The organism is Flavobacterium plurextorum (assembly GCF_002217395.1).
Taxonomy (GTDB): domain Bacteria; phylum Bacteroidota; class Bacteroidia; order Flavobacteriales; family Flavobacteriaceae; genus Flavobacterium; species Flavobacterium plurextorum.
In genome coordinates, this window is the sequence record NZ_MUHD01000034.1 from 58985 (window position 1) to 81460 (window position 22476).

Consider the following 22476-nt stretch of genomic DNA (forward strand, 5'->3'; position numbering starts at 1 on the left):
ATACTAAATGCAACTATAATCTAATTGTGTTAGCAGCGCATGAATAAGAAAACCATTCATTTTATAAAAAAAACGTTACGTGTACTATTGTGGTGCTTGGTTTCTGTAGTTATACTTTTATTGCTTCTTATAGTGTTAATTCAGGTTCCGTCCGTTCAGAATTATGTAAAAGACAAAGCAGTTACTTATCTTCAAGACAAAATTAAAACCAAAGTTTCCTTAGATCATATCTCTATTAAATTTCCAAAAGACATAGTTCTGGAAGGATTTTATTTTGAAGATCAAAAAAAAGATACACTTCTGGCAGGAAAACGTTTAGAATTGGATGTTGATCTTTTTAAAATTGCCAGCAGTGAACTAGAGATTAACTCTGTTTCATTAGAAAATGTAAAAGCCAATATTTCGCGAAACAAAAACGGCGTTTTCAATTTCGATTATATCATCAAGGCCTTCGAATCTAAAGAGCCAAAGGCAGAAGATCCCGATAGTAAACCCTTCAAAATATCAGTTGTAAAAATAAATCTCGATAACGTTAATTTCAATTTTAAAGATGATTATTCGAAGAACGATGTTCGTGTAAAATTGGCGCATTTTGATACCAAATTCAAAGAATTTGATCTCGATAAAATGAATTTTGATATTCCGAATATTGATCTTGACGGATTAAAATTAGTTTTGAATCAGTATGTTGTAGAAAAAATTGCCGAAGCTTCAGTAAAAACTGCAGATACAATTTCGCAGCGAACGGATTTCAATTTAAAAGTAGGTAAAATCAGTTTGTCAAAAATTGATATTGCTTATGATAACAAAGATTCAAAATTAGATTCAGGAATAAAACTCGGCAGTCTAAAATTATCATTCAATGAAATTAATTTAAACAAACAGCTCGTAGATCTAAATGCTTTCGAACTTAAAGATTTAAGCGGAAATCTGAGATTAGGAATAAAAGACAAACAAATTCAAACTCCAAATTTAGATACAACAGCAATCAAGCAAGCTGGCTGGAAAGCGAAGCTAAATAAAATCGACATAGAAAATGTTGCTTTTAAATTTGATGATATGCAGTCAAAACCAACTTCAAAAGGTTTAGATTACAGTCATCTAGATTTAAGTAAAATGAATTTTCAGGCTGAGAAATTGTATTACGCCAATGACACAATTTCGGGAAATATAAAAGTGCTGACTGTAAACGAAAAAAGCGGCTTAAATATTCAGGCTTTAAAAACAGATTTCTTTTACGGACCCAAAAATGCTTTTTTGGATAACTTGTATTTAAAGACGCCTCAAACTCTTGTAAAAGATAAAATAAAGGTAGAATATAAATCGCTTGCGGCCTTGCAAAAAGACATTTCAAATCTTGTGATTGATGCCAGTTTAAAAGAATCGAAAATAGGTTTTAAAGACATTTTATTGTTTGTTCCGGATTTACAAAAAACAAATCCTTTTAAAAGTAATCCAAATGCAGTTTTATATGTAAACAGCCGCGTGAGTGGAAAGGTAAAAGACTTAAATATTCCGAAATTTGAAATGAGTGGAATTGGAACCACAAAAGTTTCTCTTTCGGGAAAAATTACGGGACTTCCTGACGCGCAAAAAGCGTATTATGATTTAGACATTAAAAAACTGTCGAGCACTTCAAAAGATATTAATTCGTTTGTGCCTGCGGGAACAATTCCAAAAAATATTCAATTGCCGTCTCAGCTTAATCTAAGCGGAAAGTTTAAAGGTTCGGCTCAGAATTTTAAAACCAATCTGACTTTAAACAGCAGTTTTGGAAATGCAAAAGTGGATGCTTTATTTGATCAACGAATTAAAAAAAGAGAGAAATACGATGCGACTGTTTATTTGCTTGATTTTGATTTAGGAAGATTGATCAAAAATGACTCAATCGGAAAAATTACGCTTAAAGCGAAAGTAAAAGGAAACGGCCTAGATCCAAAAACGGCAAATGCAGCAATTGACGGATTGGTAAAGAAAGCAGTTTTTAATCGTTATACTTATAAAGATTTAGCATTAAAGGGAAATATTGCAAATGGCTCTTTTGCCGTAGAATCAGGAATGCAGGATCCTAATTTGAATTTTAATCTAACAGCAAGTGGTGATACGAAAGATAAATATCCAACAGTAAAACTTAAATTAAACCTTGATATTGCCGATTTAGAAAAACTGAATCTGCATGCTGGTCCAATGAAACTGCGCGGAAATGTCGACGCAGATATCGCAAATAGCAATCCAGATTTTTTGAACGGAAAAGTGTTTCTTTCAAATATTCAGATTTTACAGGATACTGAACCAATTGTTTTAGATTCAGTTCGTTTAATTGCTTTTTCAGATAATACTAGAAATAATATTAAAATATCTTCTCAGTTTTTAAAAGCAGAAGTAGATGGAAAATACAAATTGACAACTTTGACAGCAGCCATTAAAAAATCATTGTCAAAATATATCGATTTAAAAAATCCGAAAGTAAACGGAGAATCTGATGAACAAAGATTGGCTTTTACCTTGACCGTAAATAATGATCCAATTTTGTTTAAACTGATTCCAAAACTTACCAGTTTAGAACCCATTAAAATCTCTGGAAAATATAATAACGTAACTGATTCTTTAGAAGTAAAAGGAACAATTCCAAGAATTGTATATGCTGAAAATACAATTGCTGACGGAAAAATTAATATCGAAGCTAAAGAAACTGCTTTAGAATATTCAGTTTCAATTGCAACAATTGAAAGCGGTTCGTTAAAAATTCCATTCACCAGTTTGTCTGGAAAAGTTGAAAATAATATACTGAATTATGCACTTGAAGTCAAAGATGCAAAAGAGAAACAGCAGTATTTTATTGCAGGAGAATTTAAGGCAGAAGATTCAAAAAACATATTTAAAATAGATGCTGAAAATTTCATTTTAAATTATGACAAATGGAATATTGATTCTGAGAATGCGATTGAATTTGGAGGCAAGCGTTTGTATGTTGATAGATTCTATTTGGATAATAACGGAAATGAATTAAAAGTTCAATCTCAGGGAATACAAGATAATGCGCCGCTTCAAGTTGATTTTGTGAACTTCAAAATTGAAACCATTATGAATATGGTTAAAAAAGACGAGCTGCTGATGCAAGGTTTGATTAACGGTTCTGCTTTAGTTGAAAATATAATGACGAACCCAATTTTTACTTCAAATTTAAAAATTGATGATTTTACTTTTAAAGGTGAAAAAGTTGGAGATTTAGAAGTAAAAGTAGACAACAAAGCGGCAAATCTTTTGGCAGCAAATGTGACTTTGAGTGATGAAGGGAATGATGTTAATTTGAATGGAACATACACAATTGATGCTGGAAATTTTGATTTTGACGTTGCCATAAATAAACTGAATATTAAAAGTATTCAAGGCTTTAGTATGGGAAACATTACTGAGGGAACAGGATACTTATCGGGTAATTTTAAAATTATAGGAAACACAGCTGCTCCAAAAATAAACGGAGAACTTAATTTTAATGATGCCGGTTTTAGAGTAACGCAGTTAAACTCTTATTTTAAAACAGGGAATGAAACAATTGCTTTTAATAACGAAACCATTTTATTTGATAAATTCTCTCTTTCTGATGAGAATGAAAATGAATTAGAGGTAAATGGAACTATAAAATCGACAGATTTTAGAAATTATAATTTTGATTTAGCGGTTACTGCAGACGATTTTAGAGCAATACATTCTAAAGAAGTTGATAATGATTTATTCTATGGAGATTTATTTTTAGACACCAAACTTACTATCAAAGGAAATCTTGAAAGTCCTGTGGTTGGCGGAACAATCAAAATTAATAAAGAAACTAAGTTTACGGTTGTAATGCCGCAATCAGATCCTTCGATCGCAGATCGTGAAGGAATTGTAGAGTTTGTTGATGAAGATAATATGTATTTAAAACAAACTGTCGATTTGCAAAATAAACTGGATCAATCGCAAGTAAAAGGGATGGATGTAAATGTTGCGATTTCAATTGATAAAGAAGCAGAACTAACTTTGTTGATTGATAAAGCAAATGGAGATTATTTAAAATTAAAAGGCGAGGCAGAATTAGTTGGTGGAATTGACCAGTCAGGAAAAACAACTTTGACAGGGAAATATGAATTTTCGGATGGTGCGTATGAAATGAATTTTAACGGAATTAAAAGGAAATTCGATATTCAAAAAGGAAGTTACATCACTTGGAATGGTGAGCCTACAATGGCAAATTTAAATATTACAGCAATTTATAAAGTAAATGCTGCACCGATTGATTTGTTAGGAAGTCAGCTGAAAAGTGAGACGCAGGCAATGCAAAATACTTATAAGCAAAAACTTCCTTTTCAGACGTTGTTGAAAATGAATGGAGAATTAATGAAACCGGATATTTCTTTTGGAATCAATCTGCCAGATGGTAATTACGATGTTTCTTCGGATGTTGTAACGAAAACAAAAGCTAAACTGAAGCAGTTAGAACAAGATCCTGCGGAATTAAATAAACAGGTTTTTGCACTTTTATTATTGAATCGATTTGTGGGCGAAAATCCGTTTGCAAGCGAGAGCGGAGGCACAAGTGCAGAATCTTTGGCAAGACAAAGTGTGAGTAAAATTCTTTCGCAGCAATTAAATAATCTGGCAGGTGAATTAATTACAGGATTTGAAATTAATTTTGATTTAGAATCATCAGAAGATTACACTTCTGGAACGATGCAAAATCGAACTGACTTGAATGTTGCGGTTTCTAAAAAACTACTTGATGATCGTTTAAAAGTAACTGTTGGAAGCAGTTTTGGAGTTGAAGGCGCAGAACGTGCCAATGAAGAAAGTACCAATATTGCCGGTGATGTTGCCTTGGATTATCAAATTACAAAAGACGGCCGATATATGGTTCGTGCTTATAGAAAAAATCAATATCAAGTTGCGGTAGAAGGGCAGGTTGTAGAAACAGGAGTTGCTTTTATTATTACGATGAGTTACAATAAGTTTAGAGAACTTTTTCATCGTTCAGAACAAGAAAAGCAAATGATTAAAGAAGAGAAAATCCGCAAAGAAAAAAGAAAACTGAAAGAGAAAGAAGAGCAAGAGCTAAAAGAAAATCAAATAAAAGGTAATGAGCAAAAAACATAATCATATAGAAAATCGATATGTAAAGTATTTTGTACTGTTTTGCCTTTTTTTTGTTTTAGGCTGCAGTAATACAAAATATCTGCCAGATGGCGATTTACTTTATACAGGAGCATCTGTAACGGTGAAAGATTCGATCATGAAAAAGAAAGATAGAAAGGCACTTGAAACAGAATTAGAAGGCTTATTGCGTCCAAAACCTAACAAACAGATTTTTGGGCTGCGTCCTAAATTATTGATTTATAATCTTGCCGGTGAACCTAAGAAACAAAAAGGAACTAGATATTGGCTGCGAAATAAAGTAGGCGAGGCGCCCGTACTTTTTAGCAAAGTCGATTTAGATTATAATGCTTCAGTTTTACGAAATTATACTGAAAACCGAGGTTATTTTAAAACGCAGGTAAGTGCAGATTCTACCGTTAGAAGTAAACGTGTTACAGCAGAATATACCGTTATACCCAAAAAACAGTATATAATTAAAAGTGTAACTTTTCCTGATGATTCTCTGGCAATGTCCAAAATTATTGGAAGATCAAGCCGAAGAAGTTTGCTGAAAGTAGGAAAACCATACGATTTAGACATTATAAAAGCAGAACGTGAACGTATTGATGCCAGACTAAAAGAGAAAGGTTATTTTTATTTTAATCCTGATTATCTTTTAGCTAGAGTTGACAGCAGTAAAGGTGATCACGAGGTAAAAATCAAAATAATAATAAAACCTGATACGCCGCCTAAAGCATTAACCTCATATAAAATTAATAACATATTTGTTTACCCAAATTATTCTTTGACAAACGACAGCGCAGTTTACAGAAAAAAGAATATCACACAATACAAGGATTTTACAATTATTGACACGACAGAGACTTTTAAACCAAGGGTTTTTGACAGAACAATATATTTTAAAAAAGGAGATTTGTATAATCGGAAAGATCATAATCTTACTTTGAATCGCTTTGTGAATCTGGGAACTTTTAGTTTTGTTAAAAATGAATTTAAACCTTCAGACAGCATAAAAAATGCTTTAGATTCTTATTACTATTTAACGCTTCTGCCTAAAAAGTTTATACGAGTTGAAGTTTTAGGAAAAACAAATTCAGCTAGTTATACGGGAACAGAAATTAACTTGAATTGGAATAACCGAAATTTACTTAAAGGTGCTGAACTGCTGACGGCTTCTATTTTTGGCGGAGCCGATTTTCAGCTTGGCGGCGTAAATAAAGGTAAAAATATTTATAAGCTTGGAGCCGAAACAAGTTTAACTTGGCCAAGATTTGTAACTCCTTTTAATATTGAAGGAAGCAGCGAATTTGTGCCAAGAACGAAAGCTACGGTGCGATATGAATATCAAAAAAGAACGCAGTTATACGCTCTGAATTCTTTTAATACATCATTTGGTTATTTATGGAAAGAAAATATTCGTAAAGAGCATCAATTGAATGTTATAGACATAACTTATGTAAGTCCAAATCATGTTACACCAGAATATTTAGAAGATATTGAAGAAGATGCAGCATTGGGAAAAGTAATTGAGAAGCAGTTAATTTTTGGTCCAACTTACAGTTATACGTATACTAATACGATGCAGAAACGTCGAAAAAATGCGATCTATTTTAATGGCGAAATAGATTTAGCTGGAAATCTCACAGGTTTAGTTACAGGAGCTAATATCAAGAAAAATGACACAATAAAAATACTCGACGTTCCATTTAGTCAGTATGTAAAAATTAGATCAGATTTTAGACATTATTTAAAATTAGGAAAAGAAAGCGAATTGGCGAGCAGACTTATAGTAGGTGCGGGGTTTGCTTATGGAAATTCGAATACACTTCCTGCTTCAAAGCAATTTGTAGTTGGAGGAACAAATAGTATTCGTGCCTTTAGAGCAAGAACTTTAGGGCCGGGAAGTTATGTGATTCCGCCAACAATAAACGATAATTATACACCAGATCAATCTGCAGATATAAAGTTGGAATTTAATACCGAATACAGGGCAAAGCTTTTTAGTATTGTGAGAGGCGCTGTGTTTGTTGATGCTGGAAACATCTGGCTTTTAAATGCGGACCCGAATAAACCTGGAGCGGAAATTTCAAAAGATTTTATGAAACAAATTGCAATAGGCGCCGGAGCGGGATTGCGCTTTGATTTATCGTTCTTGATTCTAAGAACAGATTTGGCTTTTCCACTTCGAAATCCGGCATTGCCAGACGGACAACGTTGGGTTATCGATGATATTAATTTTGGAAGCAGTACATGGCGAAAAGATAATCTGATTTTGAATATCGCTATTGGTTATCCATTTTAAAGGATTTTTGTTTCGCTTTTTTAGCTGCGAATTTCACGAATTTTCGCTAATTCTATGTTTTGTTTTTATTGCCTAATTTTAAAAAGAGAGCTCCAAAAAAATCCTGTAATTAGTGAGATTCATTGCGAAAAAAACTAAAAAAAGAAGTAAATTCGTCTAAACATTTTATCAGAATGCAAAACTTAGTAAAAAGAATTATTGGCGTTGGGGTTATTATTTTGGTCATCGTTTTGGCCTTTAAATATTGTGAGTTCAAAAAAGATGACGATTCTACAATCGATTATAATACCAATTTAATTCAAGAGAAAATACTTAATGTAGGGAAGTTGGTTGTTACCGAAGGGCATTTCTCTGAAGTAATCACTTATAAAAACCAGCAGAAGTATTTGATGGATATGATTTCATTTGAGAAAAAAGCACTTATTGTGGTAAATGCAAATGTTACTGTTGCTTATGATTTGCATAAAATGAAATACGACATTGACGAAAAAAATAAAACCATTACGATTTTAAATATTCCAAAAGAAGAGATTACTATAAATCCTGATATTCAGTTTTACGATGTTGAACAAAGCAAGCTGAATCCGTTTACGGGTGATGATTATAATAAAATCAATAAATCGGTAAAAGCGAATCTAGCCAAGAAAATCGAAAAATCTTCATTGAAAAGCAATGCACAAAACCGTTTAATAAGCGAGTTGTCTAAAATTTTAATCTTAACCAATTCAATGGGTTGGAAATTGCAATATAATGGCAAAACGATTGAATCTGATGCAGATTTAAGCGAGGATTTGAAATTGTAGTTTTTGAGGTTGAAAAAGGCAAAGAATCAAAGGAACAGAGGTTTTTTGCCTGTCCCGACAGCTATCGGGATAAAAGGATTAAAATGATTTTTTGAATTGCCTCCAGCTAAAACAGGAAGCAATTCAATATAATTCTATGCTTGCAATTTGATGAAGAAGAACTTTGTGTCTTAAAGCTTAAACAGTTTCTTTATGAAAAATCAAATCCAATCCTCCAGAAATTAAATGTGCAATTTCAGGACGTTTTACTTTCAATTGATCCAAATAAACCAATACTTCTTGCAAAAGCTGTTTTTCGTCAGAATCTTTTAGGAGTTCTGTAATTTCAACAGGCAGCAGCCAATCATTTGAATGATTGTTTTTTAGATTTTCAAAAACAGATTTCAGCTCCGTTTTAGAACCCTTATTTTTTCTAATATCTCTTACATTAGCATATAAACCTTCTAAATCATTACGCTCTTCAGAATGTTTTGCTTTAATAGTTTTTGTTGTCGGAACTATATTGATTAAGTCAAAGCTATTTACATCAGCAGGACCAGAGAATGCAGAAACGACTTTTTTACCAATTGCCATATCGTAATTTCCCCAATCTGGCTGAAACAAAATAGTTTCACCATGTGTTACCGTACAATTTCTAAAACTGATCAGAATAATTTCTCCATGTAAGTTTCTTGAACCTGTAATAATTTCACCTTCAACAATAATATTACCTTCAAATTCCAGTTTTACCGTTTCATTTTCAACAATGCTGTACGCCTGTAAATCTTTCGGACTCATATCTTCAATGGCAAGATTAAAGCCTTTTAGCTTTCCAATCGGACTTCCAAAACCGTGTGGATGTGTTAAAGTTCCGTGACCGACTAATTCTTTTTCTCGGTATGCCAAAGCTGTTTTTCCAGTTGTTTGTATGTAAACCGGTTTTCCTTCATCTTCAAGAACATTGGTAAAAACTCCTGAAATTTGTAAACCTGTACTCAACTCAATTGTGCCTAAAGCATTTGACTGAATCAGTTTTTTAATTCCTGAAATCCCTCCTGTGCGCAATGCCATTTTATTAGCAAACTCTTCTAGGATTAAGCTTAAATAGGAAAAAGTAGGTGTTACATAAAGCTGCGGTTGTAACTGCGTAATATCAAAATTTTGATTTGCAGCCGAAATATCATAAGGGATTTTCTTTACATTATCTGTCATGCACCAAGCACTTTCTCCAATTGATGAAAGTAATCCGGCACCGTAAATTTTTGGGTTTTCTACAGTTCCAATCAAACCATATTCAACTGTCCACCAATGCAGGTTTCGAATTTGTGCCATTTCAGACAATTCGCCCATATCGTTTTGTAAATCGGCAACAGCTTTTTCAGCCTCGTCAATTTTTTCCTGTGGCGTATCTTCGGCTTCTTTCAAAATAGAAAGTAAACGAATCGCTTCATACATTTGGTAATCCTTATGGGAAGAAATCGCTTTACATCCAATTTCACCAAAACGTCTTAAATATTCTGCATATTCTGGATTCGCAATAATAGGAGCGTGACCTGCACCTTCATGAATAATGTCTGGGGCAGGAGTATATTCAATATGTTCTAATTGTCGAATATCCGATGCAATAACCAAAACATTATATGCCTGAAATTCCATAAATGCATTTGGCGGAATAAATCCATCAACAGCAACAGCAGCCCAGCCAATTTCAGTAAGAATACGGTTCATGCCATACATACTTGGGATAGAATCTATTTCTATTCCTGTTTTGCGTAAACCTTCTAAATACGAATGATGTGCTACTTTTGAAAGATAATCTACATTTTTGCGCATAACGTATCGCCAAACCGCCTGATTAATTGGTGTATAATCACTATAATCTTGAGGTTTAATAAATTGCTTTAAATGTTTTGGCAATCTCTCTAAAAGCGGATTGGTTTCTATAGATGCATTCATTTCGAAAACGTTGTAGATTAGAATGTAAAATTACGAATTTAGGTCGCTAATTTTTGCTATTCATTACAATTTTTTTGTTCGAAATTAAGTTTTATTGCGTTTTTGTAGATTTTAAAGGAAGCAGGCAAATCGAGGATATGTTGTAATTATGACTTAAATTCAATCACGTTTAGGCAATAAAATGGTATTTCAACCGAACTAATGGATTGTTTTTTTAAGATTTGTTAAGTGCAGTTTTTAATTCATTTTCAACATTTCTAAAGTGTTCAATTTTATGATTGAACATATAAGCCATATTCGTTGCACGCATTTTAGCTTCTTCAGTGATTTCTCCAGCAAACTGCGCATCGATTGTAGTATTGAAAATTTGAATCCAGCGATCAAAATGAGTTCTGTCTACAGGTAATTGTTTGTGAGGCGGAAATGGTGTGCCTGAGTAAGCACGAACATCAAATAATATGGTCTGCCAAAAACCGTACATTTTTTGTAAATGCGGTTCCCAGCGATCCTGCAGTTTATCATTGAAAATAGGACCAATGAGATCGTCTTTTCTAACATTATCATAAAAGCTGTTAACCATTTGTTTTATGTCTTCTATGTTTGAAATGTCTTTAAGCGTTTCCATGTTTTTCTAAATAAAATTGATTTGCAAAAATACGTTATAACTTCTTCTTTATTTGCTGATATTTATCAGGCAGGAAATAATTACCCAATCAGCTGTGTAAACAAATCCTGATTGTCGTTTAAATATTGAAATTCAAATCCATATTGCGTCATTTTCATTTTAATCGCCATAATATCTTTTTTGTTTTTCAATTCTAAACCAACGACAACAGATCCTACTTCTCGGCTGTTTTTCTTAGCAAATTGAAAATAAGTAATATCATCATCTGGACCTAAAATGTTATTTACAAACTCCTTTAAAGCTCCTGGGCGCTGCGGAAATTGAATCATGAAATAATGCATTAAACCTTCATAAAGCAGCGAACGTTCTTTTATTTCTGCTGTTCTTTCAATGTCATTATTGCTTCCGCTGACAACGCAAACCACGTTTTTCCCTTTTATTTTATCTTTATAAAAATCCAGCGCAGCAATTGTTAATGCACCTGCAGGTTCTACAACCATTGCTTCTTCATTGTACAAACGTAAAATGGTGGTGCATACTTTTCCTTCTGGAACCAGAATAATATCTTCAAGATTATAACGGCAGATTTCAAAAGTTTTATCGCCAACTTGTTTTACAGCGGCACCATCAACAAATTTATCTATTGTTTTTAAGGCCGTATTTTTATTTTCCTCAATAGAAGTTTTCATCGAAGGAGCTCCTTTTGGCTCCACACCAATGATTTTGGTATTTGGACTTAAATGTTTAAAAACTTCAGACAATCCAGAAGCCAGTCCGCCGCCGCCAATTGGTACAAAAATATAATCTATTGGTTCTTTATAGCTTTCGAGAATTTCTAAACCTACAGTTCCCTGCCCGGCAATTACTTTTTCGTCATCAAAAGGATGGATAAATGTTTTGTGATTCTTTATCGCATCTGCTGTTGCCGAAGCATAAGCATCATCAAAAGTATCTCCTGTTAAAACAATTTCTACAAACGATTTTCCGAACAACTGCACTTGTTTTACTTTTTGCTTTGGAGTGGTTTTTGGCATATAAATTTTGCCTTTTATTTGCAGCAGATTACAAGAATAAGCCACACCTTGAGCGTGATTTCCCGCACTGGCACAAACAATTCCGTTTACTTTTTCTTTTTCAGTTAATGAAGAAATCTTATTGTAAGCACCTCTAATTTTATAAGAACGTACGATTTGTAAATCTTCTCTTTTTAGTAAAATAGTCGATTTAAATTCGTCTGAAAGATTTAAATTTTGGGTAAGAGGTGTTGCAGCAACTACATTTTCAAGCTGCTTTTTTGCATTAAGGATTTCGTTGAATAAACTCATTATGTTTTGTTTTGCTTTTTTGCCACAGATTAAAATGAATAACATGATTTTTAATCTGTGGCAAATAAATTATTTTCTAAAATAAAAAACCTCCCGATGTGGGAGGTTCTTATAAATTATATTTTACATACTTATATAACACCTCGCCATTATTGCTGAATTGCAATAATGCTGATAATAGCGATAATAATGTTGTTAAAGTTTGTCATTTTTTGTACTAATTGAATAGCAAAAGTAAATAATTATTTTTTTACAGGAGGATATTGAGCTAAAATTTTGCCTACAAATTCTGCAATTCGCTCATCTTTTTTATCGATGTTTCTAGTTAGAACACCAATTCCTTCACCTTGCCAGATCATTTCTTTCTTTTTTGCATCAATTAAGTCGATGTATAAAGTTCCTTCAGTTGAAGTAGAAACGGTAGTTTGGTTTCCGCCGTACATCATATAAGGATTCCATCCCCATCCCCATCCATAACCCCAGCCCGCGCTAAATTGATTTACATCAACCTGCTCTCTAGATTTGGTAAAAATATTTACCAGTAAGTCTGGATTATCACTTTTTGTAAATCCTTTTGCTTGCATTTGTTCATCGATTGCGCGAAGAATACGTCTTTTATCCAAATCAGAAATTTCGACTTTATCAATTCCAGGTTTAAAGAAAGCATACGTTTTATAAGGCGCAAAATCGACATTTTTGTCGTAATCAGAATATACAGTAACACTGCTGCATGAACTTAAGATCAATAGCAGAAAAATCGGAACTAATTTGAATGTTTTCATAGTTATAAAAAATTTAATGTTCTCTTTTGAATTTGTCAGGTTGAGCATCCCGAAACTTCGGGACGCTCAGGATGACATTTATTTAGACAATAACTCTCTTTTTAATTAAAGCAGACTTTCGTCAACAATATTAGGTAAAGTTACTTTCAATAATGGTTCGGTTTGCATAGCTCTTTTTATGGCAAAAATTGCTTCATCATTTCGAGCCCAGCTTCGTCTTGAAATTCCGTTGTTAACATCCCAAAAAAGCATTGATGCTAAACGTTTTGAAGCCTCTTTAGAACCATCAAGAACCATACCAAAACCGCCGTTTATAACCTCTCCCCAGCCAACTCCGCCGCCATTATGAATAGATACCCAAGTTGCTCCTCTAAAGCTGTCGCCAATTACATTATGAATCGCCATGTCAGCCGTGAAACGTGATCCGTCATAAATATTTGACGTTTCTCTATAAGGAGAATCTGTTCCAGAAACGTCGTGATGATCGCGTCCTAAAACAACAGCACCAATTTCACCTTTTGCAATCGCTTGATTAAAAGCTTCGGCGATTTTAATTCTTCCTTCAGCATCAGCGTAAAGAATTCGAGCCTGAGAGCCTACTACAAGTTTATTTTCCTGTGCGCCTTTTATCCATTTGATGTTATCCTGCATTTGCTGCTGAATTTCACTTGGAGAAGTTTTTGCTAATTCTTCTAAAACCTGACTTGCAATTGCATCTGTTTTTTGTAAATCTTCTGGTTTTCCAGAGGTGCAAACCCATCTAAAAGGACCAAATCCATAATCAAAACACATTGGTCCCATAATATCCTGAACGTAGCTTGGATATTTAAAATCGATATTGTTTTCGGCCATTACATCTGCGCCTGCGCGTGAAGCTTCTAATAAAAAAGCATTTCCGTAATCAAAAAAGTAAGTTCCTTTTGCCGTATGTTTATTAATCGCAGCAGCATGACGGCGTAATGTTTCCTGAACTTTCTCTTTGAATAAATCCGGATTTTCGGCCATCATTTTGTTTGCTTCTTCAAAAGAAATTCCAACTGGATAATAACCTCCAGCCCAAGGATTATGAAGTGAAGTTTGATCTGAACCTAAATCAATTTTGATGTTTTCCTGATCAAAACGTTCCCAAACGTCAACCACATTTCCTAGATAAGCAATCGAAACAGTTTCTTTATTGGCTTTCGCCAAAGCTACTCTCGCAACTAATTCATCTGTAGAAGTTACAACTTCATTAATCCAACCTTGTTCGTGGCGGATTTTAGTAATTTTTGGATTTACTTCGGCACAAACTGTAATACAGCCAGCAATATTTCCTGCTTTTGGCTGTGCACCAGACATTCCGCCAAGACCAGAAGTTACAAATAGATTTCCTTCTGGATTTTGTTTTATTTTTCTAAAACCGTTTAAAACCGTAATCGTAGTCCCATGTACAATTCCCTGCGGTCCAATGTACATATAACTTCCTGCAGTCATTTGTCCGTATTGCGAAACGCCTAAAGCATTCATTTTTTCCCAATCGTCAGGTTTAGAATAATTTGGAATAACCATTCCGTTTGTAACCACAACTCTTGGTGCTTCTTTATGCGAAGGAAATAATCCCATCGGGTGCCCTGAATACATTGTTAAAGTCTGCTCATCTGTCATTTCAGACAAATATTGCATAGTCAATAAATACTGAGCCCAGTTTTGAAAAACAGCTCCATTTCCTCCATACGTAATTAATTCGTGCGGATGCTGAGCAACGGCATAATCCAAATTGTTCTGAATCATGTGCATAATCGCTTTTGCCTGCAGTGATTTTCCTGGATATTCGTCAATTGGTCTTGCATACATTCTGTACTCAGGACGAAGACGATACATATAAATACGACCATATTTTTCTAATTCTTCTGAAAATTCAGGAATTAGTTCAGCATGATGTTTTGGTTCAAAATAACGTAATGCATTTTTTAAAGCCAGTTTTTTTTCTTCTGCCGAAAGAATTTCTTTTCTCTTTGGAGCGTGATTAATAGCTGGATCATATGTTGCCTTTGGTGGTAATATCGAAGGAATTCCTTGTTGTATTTGTTCTTTGAAAGTCATTTTTTTAAGATTCTAAGGTGCTGAGATTCTAAGCTACTAAGATATTGTGGTTAGATTAACAACAGATTAATTTTTTGTTTTTTAAATTATGCCGCCCCGCTGGGGCTTATATGTGACTGTCGATTTTGTTTCTATAAATATACCGCTCCTCTCGGAGCTTTGTGAAATGAAAAATTTACCAAATCCAAAAGCCTTGGAAAGGCGTAATATTTATAGAAAACAATGCGGTCAGTTGTTAAAAGCTCCATAGGAGCGAAATACCTGTCAATGTAAATTCAATCTGAAATAATTATCTCATTTTCAAATTGACTCATCGGCACATTAACAGATTTTCTAATTAGAAAAACTAGGGATAACGGATATCCGACCTATGATAAGACTTGTGGATTTTAATCCTAAATTTTCGTGATTGGATATCCATTAATAATTTTAGATTTTAGATTGTTGAATTATCTAATTGACATATTTTTAAATTAACTAATTTGCTTTTTTTCTGATTTCTCCAGTTCGTTTATCAAAACCATACGGACAGTGACGGCAGCCGCTTTTGCAGCAATAACCACGTTTTAAATGATGTTTTTCAGTAAAGCATTTATAACCTTCGGGTGTATAGTAAAAATCTTCACCTTCGATTAATTTATTTTCATTACTTTGCTCTTTCATAAATCTGCTTCGCGTTCAATTTTAATAAACATAAAAATCAAAAATAGGAATATTTGATTATGATTTTAATGAAAATGAACAATTTTATAGCTACAAATTTATAAATTTTATAGCCAATGTTTCTGATTGTTAGCAAATATTTAATTCCAAAAGGATATCGCGGAATGGCTGTATTTCCGTTTGTTTTGATGAAATATGATTTTGATAAAGCAAACGGCGTTTTTGTTAATCATGAAAAAATTCATTTAAGACAGCAGTTAGAACTTTTAATAATTCCGTTTTTTATTTGGTATGTTTTCGAATTTCTATTTCGTTTAATTCAGTATAAAAACAAAGATCTGGCGTATCGAAATATTAGTTTTGAAAGAGAAGCTTACAGTAATGAAAAGAACTTAAATTATTTAAAAAACAGATCTTTTTTTCGGTTTTTAAATTATATCAAATTAAAATGAATCCAGTTTTCAATCAACCTATTAATATTAGTTTTCCAGATGATATCTCTTTGACTATAAAGCGAGAAGATTTAATTCATCCCTTTGTTTCAGGAAATAAATTTAGGAAGTTAAAATACAATTTACTTCAGGCGAAAGCCGAGAACCAAAGCACTTTATTGACTTTTGGCGGCGCATTTTCTAATCATATTGCTGCGGTGGCATATGCAGGAAAAGAGCAGGGTTTTAAAACTATTGGAATTATTCGAGGCGATGAGCTTGGGGATAAAATCGAAGACAATCCAACTTTGAAATTTGCTCAAGAAAACGGAATGCAGTTTATGTTTGTTTCGCGAGAAGATTATCGACTTAAGAGCGAAAATGCTTTTATTGAGAAGTTAAAAAACAAGTTTGGTAATTTTTATTTAGTCCCTGAAGGCGGTACAAATGAGCTGGCGGTAAAAGGCTGTAAAGAGATTTTAATTGATGAGGATAGGGCTTTTAATTATGTTTGCTGCGCAGTTGGAACTGGCGGAACTATTTCGGGATTAATAAATAGTGCCTTGCCAAATCAGAAAATTTTAGGCTTTCCGGCATTAAAAGGTGACTTTTTAAAAGATGAAATTCGTATTTTTGCCAAACAAGATAACTGGAATTTGATTTCTGACTATCATTTTGGAGGTTATGGCAAGATAAATTTAGAATTAATAGAATTTATTAATGCATTTTTTGAAGAAACAAAAGTGCCCTTAGATCCAATTTATACTGGAAAAATGGTTTTTGGCGTTATAGATTTAATAAGCAAAAAATATTTTCCTGCACATTCAAGAATTTTACTTATTCACACAGGTGGATTACAGGGAGTTGATGGAATGAATATGAAGTTGATGCAGAAAAAATTACCAATACTTAAAACGAATGATTAAAAAAATTGTACTGTTATTTACGATATTGGTTTTGGCAAGCTGTTCTTCTAGTAAACCAGTTATTGCCACAACAAAGAAAGCAGCGGCGGTTCAGAAACCGCGAGTAGCGACGACTAAAAAAACTACTCCAGCTAAACCGATAGGTAAAAATTATCCTTCTACAAATAATACAACTGAGGTTATTCATTCTACTTCGAAAACAGTTGTAACCAATGATTTAATTAATAATTATGTTTTGCAGTATAAAGATATTGCAGTTGGAAACATGAAAACATACGGAATTCCGGCGAGTATAATTTTAGCGCAGGGAATTTTAGAATCAGGCGCGGGAAGAGGCGATTTGGCACTGGAAGCCAATAATCATTTCGGAATTAAATGTCATAAAGATTGGCTGGGCGAAAGTGTTCGTCACGACGATGATTCTGCTCAGGAATGTTTTAGAAAATATCCAGAAGCAGCAGAATCTTATAGGGATCATGCTTTGTTTTTGGTTGGAAAAAAGAGATATGAGACGTTATTTACTTATGAAAAAGACGATTATAAATCTTGGGCAAAAGGCTTGAGAGCCGCGGGTTATGCAACAGATCCAAATTATCCAGATAAGCTGATTAGTTATATCGAGCGTTATAATCTGCATCAGTATGATTGTTTGGTTACAGGAAAAAATTATACGCCAATAAACAAAACCGCTCCAACAAGAAGTTCAACTTCTGTGGCAGTTTCAACTGTAAAGACAACTTCGAACTCAAATGATCCAAATTCGTACGAAGTTCAAAAAGGGGATACTTTGTATTCGATTTCAAAAAAATTCAACTTATTGGTTGATGATTTAAAGCAAAAAAATAATTTAACAGATAACGCAATTTCGATAGGACAAAGGTTGAAAGTGAAATAATTATCAATTGATAATTGACAATTAACAATTATCAAGAAATCAAAAATAAGAATGTTATATAAAAGAAGTAGTCAGCTTTTTGCTGAAGCAGAAAAAGTAATTCCCGGAGGAGTAAATTCGCCAGTAAGAGCGTTTAAAGCAGTTGGAGGAACTCCAATTTTTGTAAAAAGCGCCAAAGGTGCTTATTTGTATGATGAAGATGGAAACAAATTAATAGATTATATTAACTCTTGGGGGCCAATGGTTTTGGGTCACGCTTATCAGCCTGTTGTTGATGCAGTGATCGAAAAGGCAAAATTGGGAACTTCATTTGGAATGCCGACTGAGTTGGAAACAGAAATTGCAGCTTTGGCAGTTTCTATGGTTCCAAATATTGATAAAATTAGATTTGTAAATTCAGGTACAGAAGCTTGTATGAGCGCAATTCGTCTGGCTCGTGGATTTACGAAAAGAGATAAAATCATCAAATTTGCAGGTTGCTATCACGGACACTCTGATTCGTTTTTGATTCAGGCTGGAAGTGGAGCGGTGACTTTTGGTTCGCCAAACAGTCCAGGCGTTACAGAAGGTACTGCAAAAGATACTTTGTTAGCAAAATACAATGACTTAGAGAATGTAAAAACTTTAATCGAGGCTAATAAAGGAGAAATTGCGGCAATTATTATTGAAGCAGTTGCAGGAAATATGGGCTGTATTCCGCCTTCAAAAGGTTTCTTGGAAGGTTTAAGAGAATTGTGTACAGCAAACGGAATTTTACTAATTTTTGATGAGGTTATGACGGGTTTCCGTTTGGCTCGCGGCGGTGTTCAGGAATTATACAATATCAATGCTGATATCGTAACTTTCGGAAAAGTAATTGGCGGTGGATTACCAGTTGGTGCTTTTGCTGCACGCGAAGAAATTATGAATTATTTAGCGCCTCTTGGACCAGTTTATCAAGCGGGAACATTATCTGGAAATCCGTTAGCAATGGCTGCTGGATATGCAATGTTGAAAGCTTTAGATAATGATCGTGAAATTTTTACTCGTTTAGAAGAAAAAACTGCTTATTTAGAAGCTGGAATAGACAGGGTTTTAAAAGCAAATAATGTTGTTTTTACGATCAATAGAGTAGGTTCGATGATCTCTGTTCATTTTGATGCAAATCCTGTTGTAGATTTTCAAACTGCAGCAAAAGGAGATAACGAAACGTTTAAAAAATTCTTTCATGGTTTATTGCAGGAAGGCATTTATATCGCGCCGTCTGCCTATGAAACATGGTTTATAACAGATGCTTTGACGTATGAAGATTTAGATTTTACAATTAGTGCAATCGATAAAGTTTCGAAAACATTTTAATTTACAGCATTTATTTAATGAAAAGGTTTGGCTTTTTGAAAAAGTCAAACCTTTTTTTATTGCCTTAAACTTTAATTTATATTTAGTTAATAAAAAGTTAATGAAGGCTAAATTACTTGTATAATTGCAATCAAAAATTATTTTTGTTTAACAAATAACCATTAAAACCTATAATAAATGAAGAAATTTTTCATTTTTACTGCGCTGGCAGTTTTTATGTTATTTCCTGAAAGTCAATTTGCTCAATCGACAAAAAAGAAATCCAAAAAAGAAGAAAGTGCTGGAGCTCCAGTAGAAAAAAAATCTGAATCTTCTATCAAAGAGTACAGTAAAGTAATTACTAAAGATGCTGTTTCTGACGAAGGTCTTTTTACAGTTCATAAAGTAGATAAAAAGTATTACTTCGAAATTCCTAATAAATATCTAAACAAAGATATGCTTCTTGTAAGCAGGTTGTCTAAACTTCCTTCTAACCTTGGAGGAGGATATGTAAATGCAGGTTCTGAAACAAATGAACAATTGATTGTTTGGCAGCGTTTTCAAGATAAAATTTTAATCAAATCAAAATCATATAATGCTGTTGCAAATGATACTCTGCCAATAAGTATTTCGGTTAAATCGAATAATTATGATCCTACATTATTTGCTTTTGATATTGTTGCTTTTAGTAAAGATTCTGCAAATACAGTGATCGATGTTACTAAATTTTACAGTACAGATGTAAAAGCAATCAGTGGAATTTCTGGTCAGATGAGAGAAACGTATAAAGTAAAAGGACTTGATGATTCAAGAAGTTTTATCAATACGATTAAAAGTTTTCCTATGAATATTGAAGTAATTCAGGATATGACTTATAATGCATCAAAACCTTCAATGCTGGAAGAAACAGAGTCGATTAGTATTCAGATGAATCAATCGATGGTTTTACTTCCAGAAGTGCCAATGAAACCTAGATTAGCAGATCCACGTGTAGGATGGTTTACAATAAGCCAGTACGATTATGGAAGCAATGAATTGAAATCGGATCTTAAAACTTATATCAGACGATGGAGATTAGAGCCAAAAGATGCTGAAGCTTATGCAAGAGGAGAATTGGTTGAGCCAATAAAGCCAATTGTATATTATTTAGATCCAGCTACGCCAGAAAAACTTAGAAAATATATTAAACAAGGAATTGAAGAATGGCAGAAGCCTTTTGAAACTGCTGGGTTTAAAAATGCTATTATTGCCAAAGATGCTCCGACAAAAGAAGAAGATCCTGATTTTAGTCCAGAAGATGTTCGTTATTCTGTAATACGTTATGTTGCCAGTACAACAAGAAATGCTGTTGGACCTAGTGTTTCTGACCCTAGAACTGGAGAAATTATAGAAAGTGATGTTATCTGGTATCACAATCATTTACGTTCATACAGGAACCGTTATTTATTAGAAACTGGAGCTGCAAATCCATCAGCTAGAACATTACAGACAAGTGAGGAAGAAATGGGAGAAATGATGCGAATGGTAATTGCTCACGAGGTTGGTCACGCATTAGGTTTTCCTCATAATATGGGAGCAAGCTGTGCTTATGATACAGAAAGTTACAGAAATGGTGATTTTACACAGCAAAACGGAATTGCAGCAAGTATCATGGATTATGCGAGATACAACTATATTGCACAGCCTGGAGATAAAAATGTTCGTTTTATTCGTAAAATGGGTGCTTATGACCATTACGCTTTAAATTGGGGTTACAGAGTAATTCCAAATTCGAAATCTCCTCAAGACGAAACTCCGACTTTAGACAAATGGATTTTGGATAAAGCAGGAAATCCAATTTACAAGTATGGTAAACAAAGCAGTACTTTCGATCCTTCTTCACAAACAGAAGATATTGGAAATAACTCTATGAAAGCAAGTACATACGGGCTTAAAAATCTTGAATTTGTTGCCAATCATTTAAATGAATGGACAAGTAATGTTACAAACAATTATGAAGATTTAGATGAATTGTATAAGGAATTATTGGATGTTTGGGGCCGTTATGTAGGTCACGTTGTAACTAATGTTGGCGGAGTATATGAAAACCTAAAAAATCCAAATCAGGCAGGAAATGTATATGAAGTTGTACCGAAAGCAAAGCAAATCGAAGCAATGAATTGGTTACAAGTAAACGCTTTTGCTTCTCCTACTTGGATTGTAAACTTAAATACGTTAAAGAATACTGATTATGCTGGTTATACTGAAAGATTTAGAAATTTACAAGTTAGACATTTAAATAACTTATTAAGTTTAGGACGTATAGGCAGATTAATGGATAATGAAATTTTGGGCGCTGATACTTATAAAGCTTTGGATTTCTTTAAAGATATGAGAAAAGGAATTTGGAAAGAGGCTGGCAGTGCCGCAAATGTTACCATTTACCGTAGAAACCTGCAGCGCGCTTACATTGACAGAATGGGAACTTTGATGACGGAAGAGATGAAACCAGCAGACAGATCGGCTGGATATTACAATGTTTCTCAGTCTGATCTTAGAGCTTTAGTACGCGGAGAATTAAATACATTAAAAAAATCGCTTACGGCTGCAAAAGCATTAGGAACAAATGCAGAAACAAAATATCACTATGAAGATTGTATTAAACGAATTGATTTAATTCTAAATCCTAAGGTGTAGATTTATATAAAATAAAAAAGAGGCTTTCGAGCCTCTTTTTTTATTCTTGATCTTTTCGTTCTTTCATTTTATTTTTCATTTTGTCCTGATTTTCTTTCTGAATGTTTTTCCATTTGCTGTATTGATCAGCGTTCAGAATTGCTTTCATTTTTGCATCATTTGCATCTTTTTCATCCATCATTTGTTTTTTGAAAGCTTCTTTTTCGGCAGCTGTTGGTTTTACATTGCTGTCTTTTTTGTCTTTTCTTGCTTCTTTAAACTTTTCAGCTTTGGCATTTCGATCTGCTAAAAGTTGTTTTACTTGTGTTTGTTGATTTGCATCTAAATTTAACTCAGAAGTTAGTTTTTTTAACTGTTTTTCACTGCGTTGCTCTGGAGTTAGTTTTTCTTTGTGCTCACGCATAGGTTTTTGGTCAGCTTCTTGTGCAAAACTTGCTATTCCAACAAATAGCAAAGCAGCGATAAATAATTTTTTCATGATGTAAGTTTTTTAATTGTTTATATCGGTTAGACAATGTTAAAATCAATAGGTTTAATTGGGTAATTAGAATTGTGCTTTATTTAACAGATTGAAACGTAAAATA

The 22476-nt window shown here is 33.5% G+C and carries 15 protein-coding genes; 8 read left to right on the forward strand and 7 right to left on the reverse strand.

Going from position 1 to position 22476, the window contains the following annotated elements:
- Positions 1 to 39: 39 nt before the first annotated feature.
- The 3 genes from B0A81_RS17725 (at position 40) to B0A81_RS17735 (ending at position 8235) form a co-directional block, all read left to right on the forward strand.
- A complete protein-coding gene (locus tag B0A81_RS17725) occupies positions 40 to 5130 on the forward strand; it encodes a translocation/assembly module TamB domain-containing protein (protein WP_089059236.1) in 5091 nt (1696 codons plus the stop codon).
- Positions 5114 to 7432, forward strand: coding sequence for a translocation and assembly module lipoprotein TamL (gene tamL, locus B0A81_RS17730; protein ID WP_089059237.1), 2319 nt, complete (start codon positions 5114 to 5116; stop codon positions 7430 to 7432). Before B0A81_RS17725 ends, tamL begins: the two co-directional genes overlap by 17 nt.
- A gap of 173 nt (positions 7433 to 7605) precedes the next feature.
- Positions 7606 to 8235: a DUF4230 domain-containing protein gene (locus B0A81_RS17735; protein WP_089053885.1), complete on the forward strand. Its 630-nt coding sequence runs from the start codon at positions 7606 to 7608 to the stop codon at positions 8233 to 8235.
- Between the two features lie 177 nt (positions 8236 to 8412).
- Here the strand turns inward: B0A81_RS17735 and B0A81_RS17740 are convergent, their stop codons facing one another.
- The 6 genes from B0A81_RS17740 to B0A81_RS17765 form a co-directional block, all read right to left on the reverse strand.
- Complete coding sequence (locus B0A81_RS17740; protein WP_089059238.1) at positions 8413 to 10170, reverse strand: aromatic amino acid hydroxylase; 1758 nt, start codon at positions 10168 to 10170, stop codon at positions 8413 to 8415.
- Positions 10171 to 10384: 214 nt separating this feature from the next.
- Positions 10385 to 10795 carry a group III truncated hemoglobin gene (locus B0A81_RS17745; RefSeq protein WP_089059239.1) on the reverse strand — a complete coding sequence of 137 codons (411 nt, stop codon included), beginning with the start codon at positions 10793 to 10795 and terminating at the stop codon, positions 10385 to 10387.
- Between the two features lie 80 nt (positions 10796 to 10875).
- Positions 10876 to 12120: a threonine ammonia-lyase IlvA gene (gene ilvA, locus B0A81_RS17750; RefSeq protein WP_089059300.1), complete on the reverse strand. Its 1245-nt coding sequence runs from the start codon at positions 12118 to 12120 to the stop codon at positions 10876 to 10878.
- A gap of 242 nt (positions 12121 to 12362) precedes the next feature.
- The gene (locus B0A81_RS17755) at positions 12363 to 12902 is read right to left on the reverse strand and encodes a DUF4136 domain-containing protein (RefSeq protein WP_089059240.1); all 540 of its coding nucleotides are present in this window, start codon (positions 12900 to 12902) and stop codon (positions 12363 to 12365) included.
- A 105-nt stretch (positions 12903 to 13007) separates the two neighbouring features.
- Positions 13008 to 14984: a urocanate hydratase gene (locus tag B0A81_RS17760; protein WP_089059241.1), complete on the reverse strand. Its 1977-nt coding sequence runs from the start codon at positions 14982 to 14984 to the stop codon at positions 13008 to 13010.
- 477 nt (positions 14985 to 15461) lie between these two features.
- Positions 15462 to 15647, reverse strand: coding sequence for a DUF5522 domain-containing protein (locus tag B0A81_RS17765; RefSeq protein WP_073418076.1), 186 nt, complete (start codon positions 15645 to 15647; stop codon positions 15462 to 15464).
- Between the two features lie 116 nt (positions 15648 to 15763).
- Here B0A81_RS17765 and B0A81_RS17770 point away from each other — a divergent pair, with 116 nt between their 5' ends.
- The 5 genes from B0A81_RS17770 (at position 15764) to B0A81_RS17790 (ending at position 21892) form a co-directional block, all read left to right on the forward strand.
- Positions 15764 to 16099, forward strand: coding sequence for a hypothetical protein (locus tag B0A81_RS17770; RefSeq protein WP_089059242.1), 336 nt, complete (start codon positions 15764 to 15766; stop codon positions 16097 to 16099).
- Positions 16096 to 17004: a 1-aminocyclopropane-1-carboxylate deaminase/D-cysteine desulfhydrase gene (locus tag B0A81_RS17775; protein ID WP_089059243.1), complete on the forward strand. Its 909-nt coding sequence runs from the start codon at positions 16096 to 16098 to the stop codon at positions 17002 to 17004. The genes B0A81_RS17770 and B0A81_RS17775 overlap by 4 nt, the downstream gene beginning before the upstream one ends.
- Positions 16997 to 17899, forward strand: coding sequence for a glucosaminidase domain-containing protein (locus B0A81_RS17780; RefSeq protein ID WP_089059244.1), 903 nt, complete (start codon positions 16997 to 16999; stop codon positions 17897 to 17899). The genes B0A81_RS17775 and B0A81_RS17780 overlap by 8 nt, the downstream gene beginning before the upstream one ends.
- A gap of 51 nt (positions 17900 to 17950) precedes the next feature.
- A complete protein-coding gene (gene hemL, locus B0A81_RS17785; RefSeq protein ID WP_089059245.1) occupies positions 17951 to 19237 on the forward strand; it encodes a glutamate-1-semialdehyde 2,1-aminomutase in 1287 nt (428 codons plus the stop codon).
- A gap of 177 nt (positions 19238 to 19414) precedes the next feature.
- Entirely contained in the window at positions 19415 to 21892 is a 2478-nt protein-coding gene (locus B0A81_RS17790; RefSeq protein WP_089059246.1) for a zinc-dependent metalloprotease, read from the forward strand.
- Positions 21893 to 21932: 40 nt separating this feature from the next.
- Here B0A81_RS17790 and B0A81_RS17795 read toward each other — a convergent pair whose 3' ends face one another.
- Positions 21933 to 22370 (reverse strand): hypothetical protein, encoded by a 438-nt coding sequence (locus B0A81_RS17795; RefSeq protein ID WP_089059247.1) that lies wholly within the window; start codon positions 22368 to 22370, stop codon positions 21933 to 21935.
- Between the last annotated feature and the right edge of the window lie 106 nt (positions 22371 to 22476).

Bases quoted from the DNA above. Each gene is read 5' to 3' on its own strand.
- B0A81_RS17725 (WP_089059236.1), top strand. From the start codon at position 40: ATGAATAAGAAAACCATTCATTTTATAAAAAAAACGTTACGTGTACTA.
- B0A81_RS17755 (WP_089059240.1), bottom strand. From the start codon at position 12,902: ATGAAAACATTCAAATTAGTTCCGATTTTTCTGCTATTGATCTTAAGT.
- B0A81_RS17765 (WP_073418076.1), bottom strand. From the start codon at position 15,647: ATGAAAGAGCAAAGTAATGAAAATAAATTAATCGAAGGTGAAGATTTT.
- B0A81_RS17740 (WP_089059238.1), bottom strand. From the start codon at position 10,170: ATGAATGCATCTATAGAAACCAATCCGCTTTTAGAGAGATTGCCAAAA.
- B0A81_RS17745 (WP_089059239.1), bottom strand. From the start codon at position 10,795: ATGGAAACGCTTAAAGACATTTCAAACATAGAAGACATAAAACAAATG.
- B0A81_RS17735 (WP_089053885.1), top strand. From the start codon at position 7,606: ATGCAAAACTTAGTAAAAAGAATTATTGGCGTTGGGGTTATTATTTTG.
- B0A81_RS17780 (WP_089059244.1), top strand. From the start codon at position 16,997: ATGATTAAAAAAATTGTACTGTTATTTACGATATTGGTTTTGGCAAGC.
- B0A81_RS17770 (WP_089059242.1), top strand. From the start codon at position 15,764: ATGTTTCTGATTGTTAGCAAATATTTAATTCCAAAAGGATATCGCGGA.
- tamL (WP_089059237.1), top strand. From the start codon at position 5,114: ATGAGCAAAAAACATAATCATATAGAAAATCGATATGTAAAGTATTTT.
- B0A81_RS17775 (WP_089059243.1), top strand. From the start codon at position 16,096: ATGAATCCAGTTTTCAATCAACCTATTAATATTAGTTTTCCAGATGAT.
- ilvA (WP_089059300.1), bottom strand. From the start codon at position 12,120: ATGAGTTTATTCAACGAAATCCTTAATGCAAAAAAGCAGCTTGAAAAT.
- B0A81_RS17760 (WP_089059241.1), bottom strand. From the start codon at position 14,984: ATGACTTTCAAAGAACAAATACAACAAGGAATTCCTTCGATATTACCA.
- hemL (WP_089059245.1), top strand. From the start codon at position 17,951: ATGTTATATAAAAGAAGTAGTCAGCTTTTTGCTGAAGCAGAAAAAGTA.
- B0A81_RS17795 (WP_089059247.1), bottom strand. From the start codon at position 22,370: ATGAAAAAATTATTTATCGCTGCTTTGCTATTTGTTGGAATAGCAAGT.
- B0A81_RS17790 (WP_089059246.1), top strand. From the start codon at position 19,415: ATGAAGAAATTTTTCATTTTTACTGCGCTGGCAGTTTTTATGTTATTT.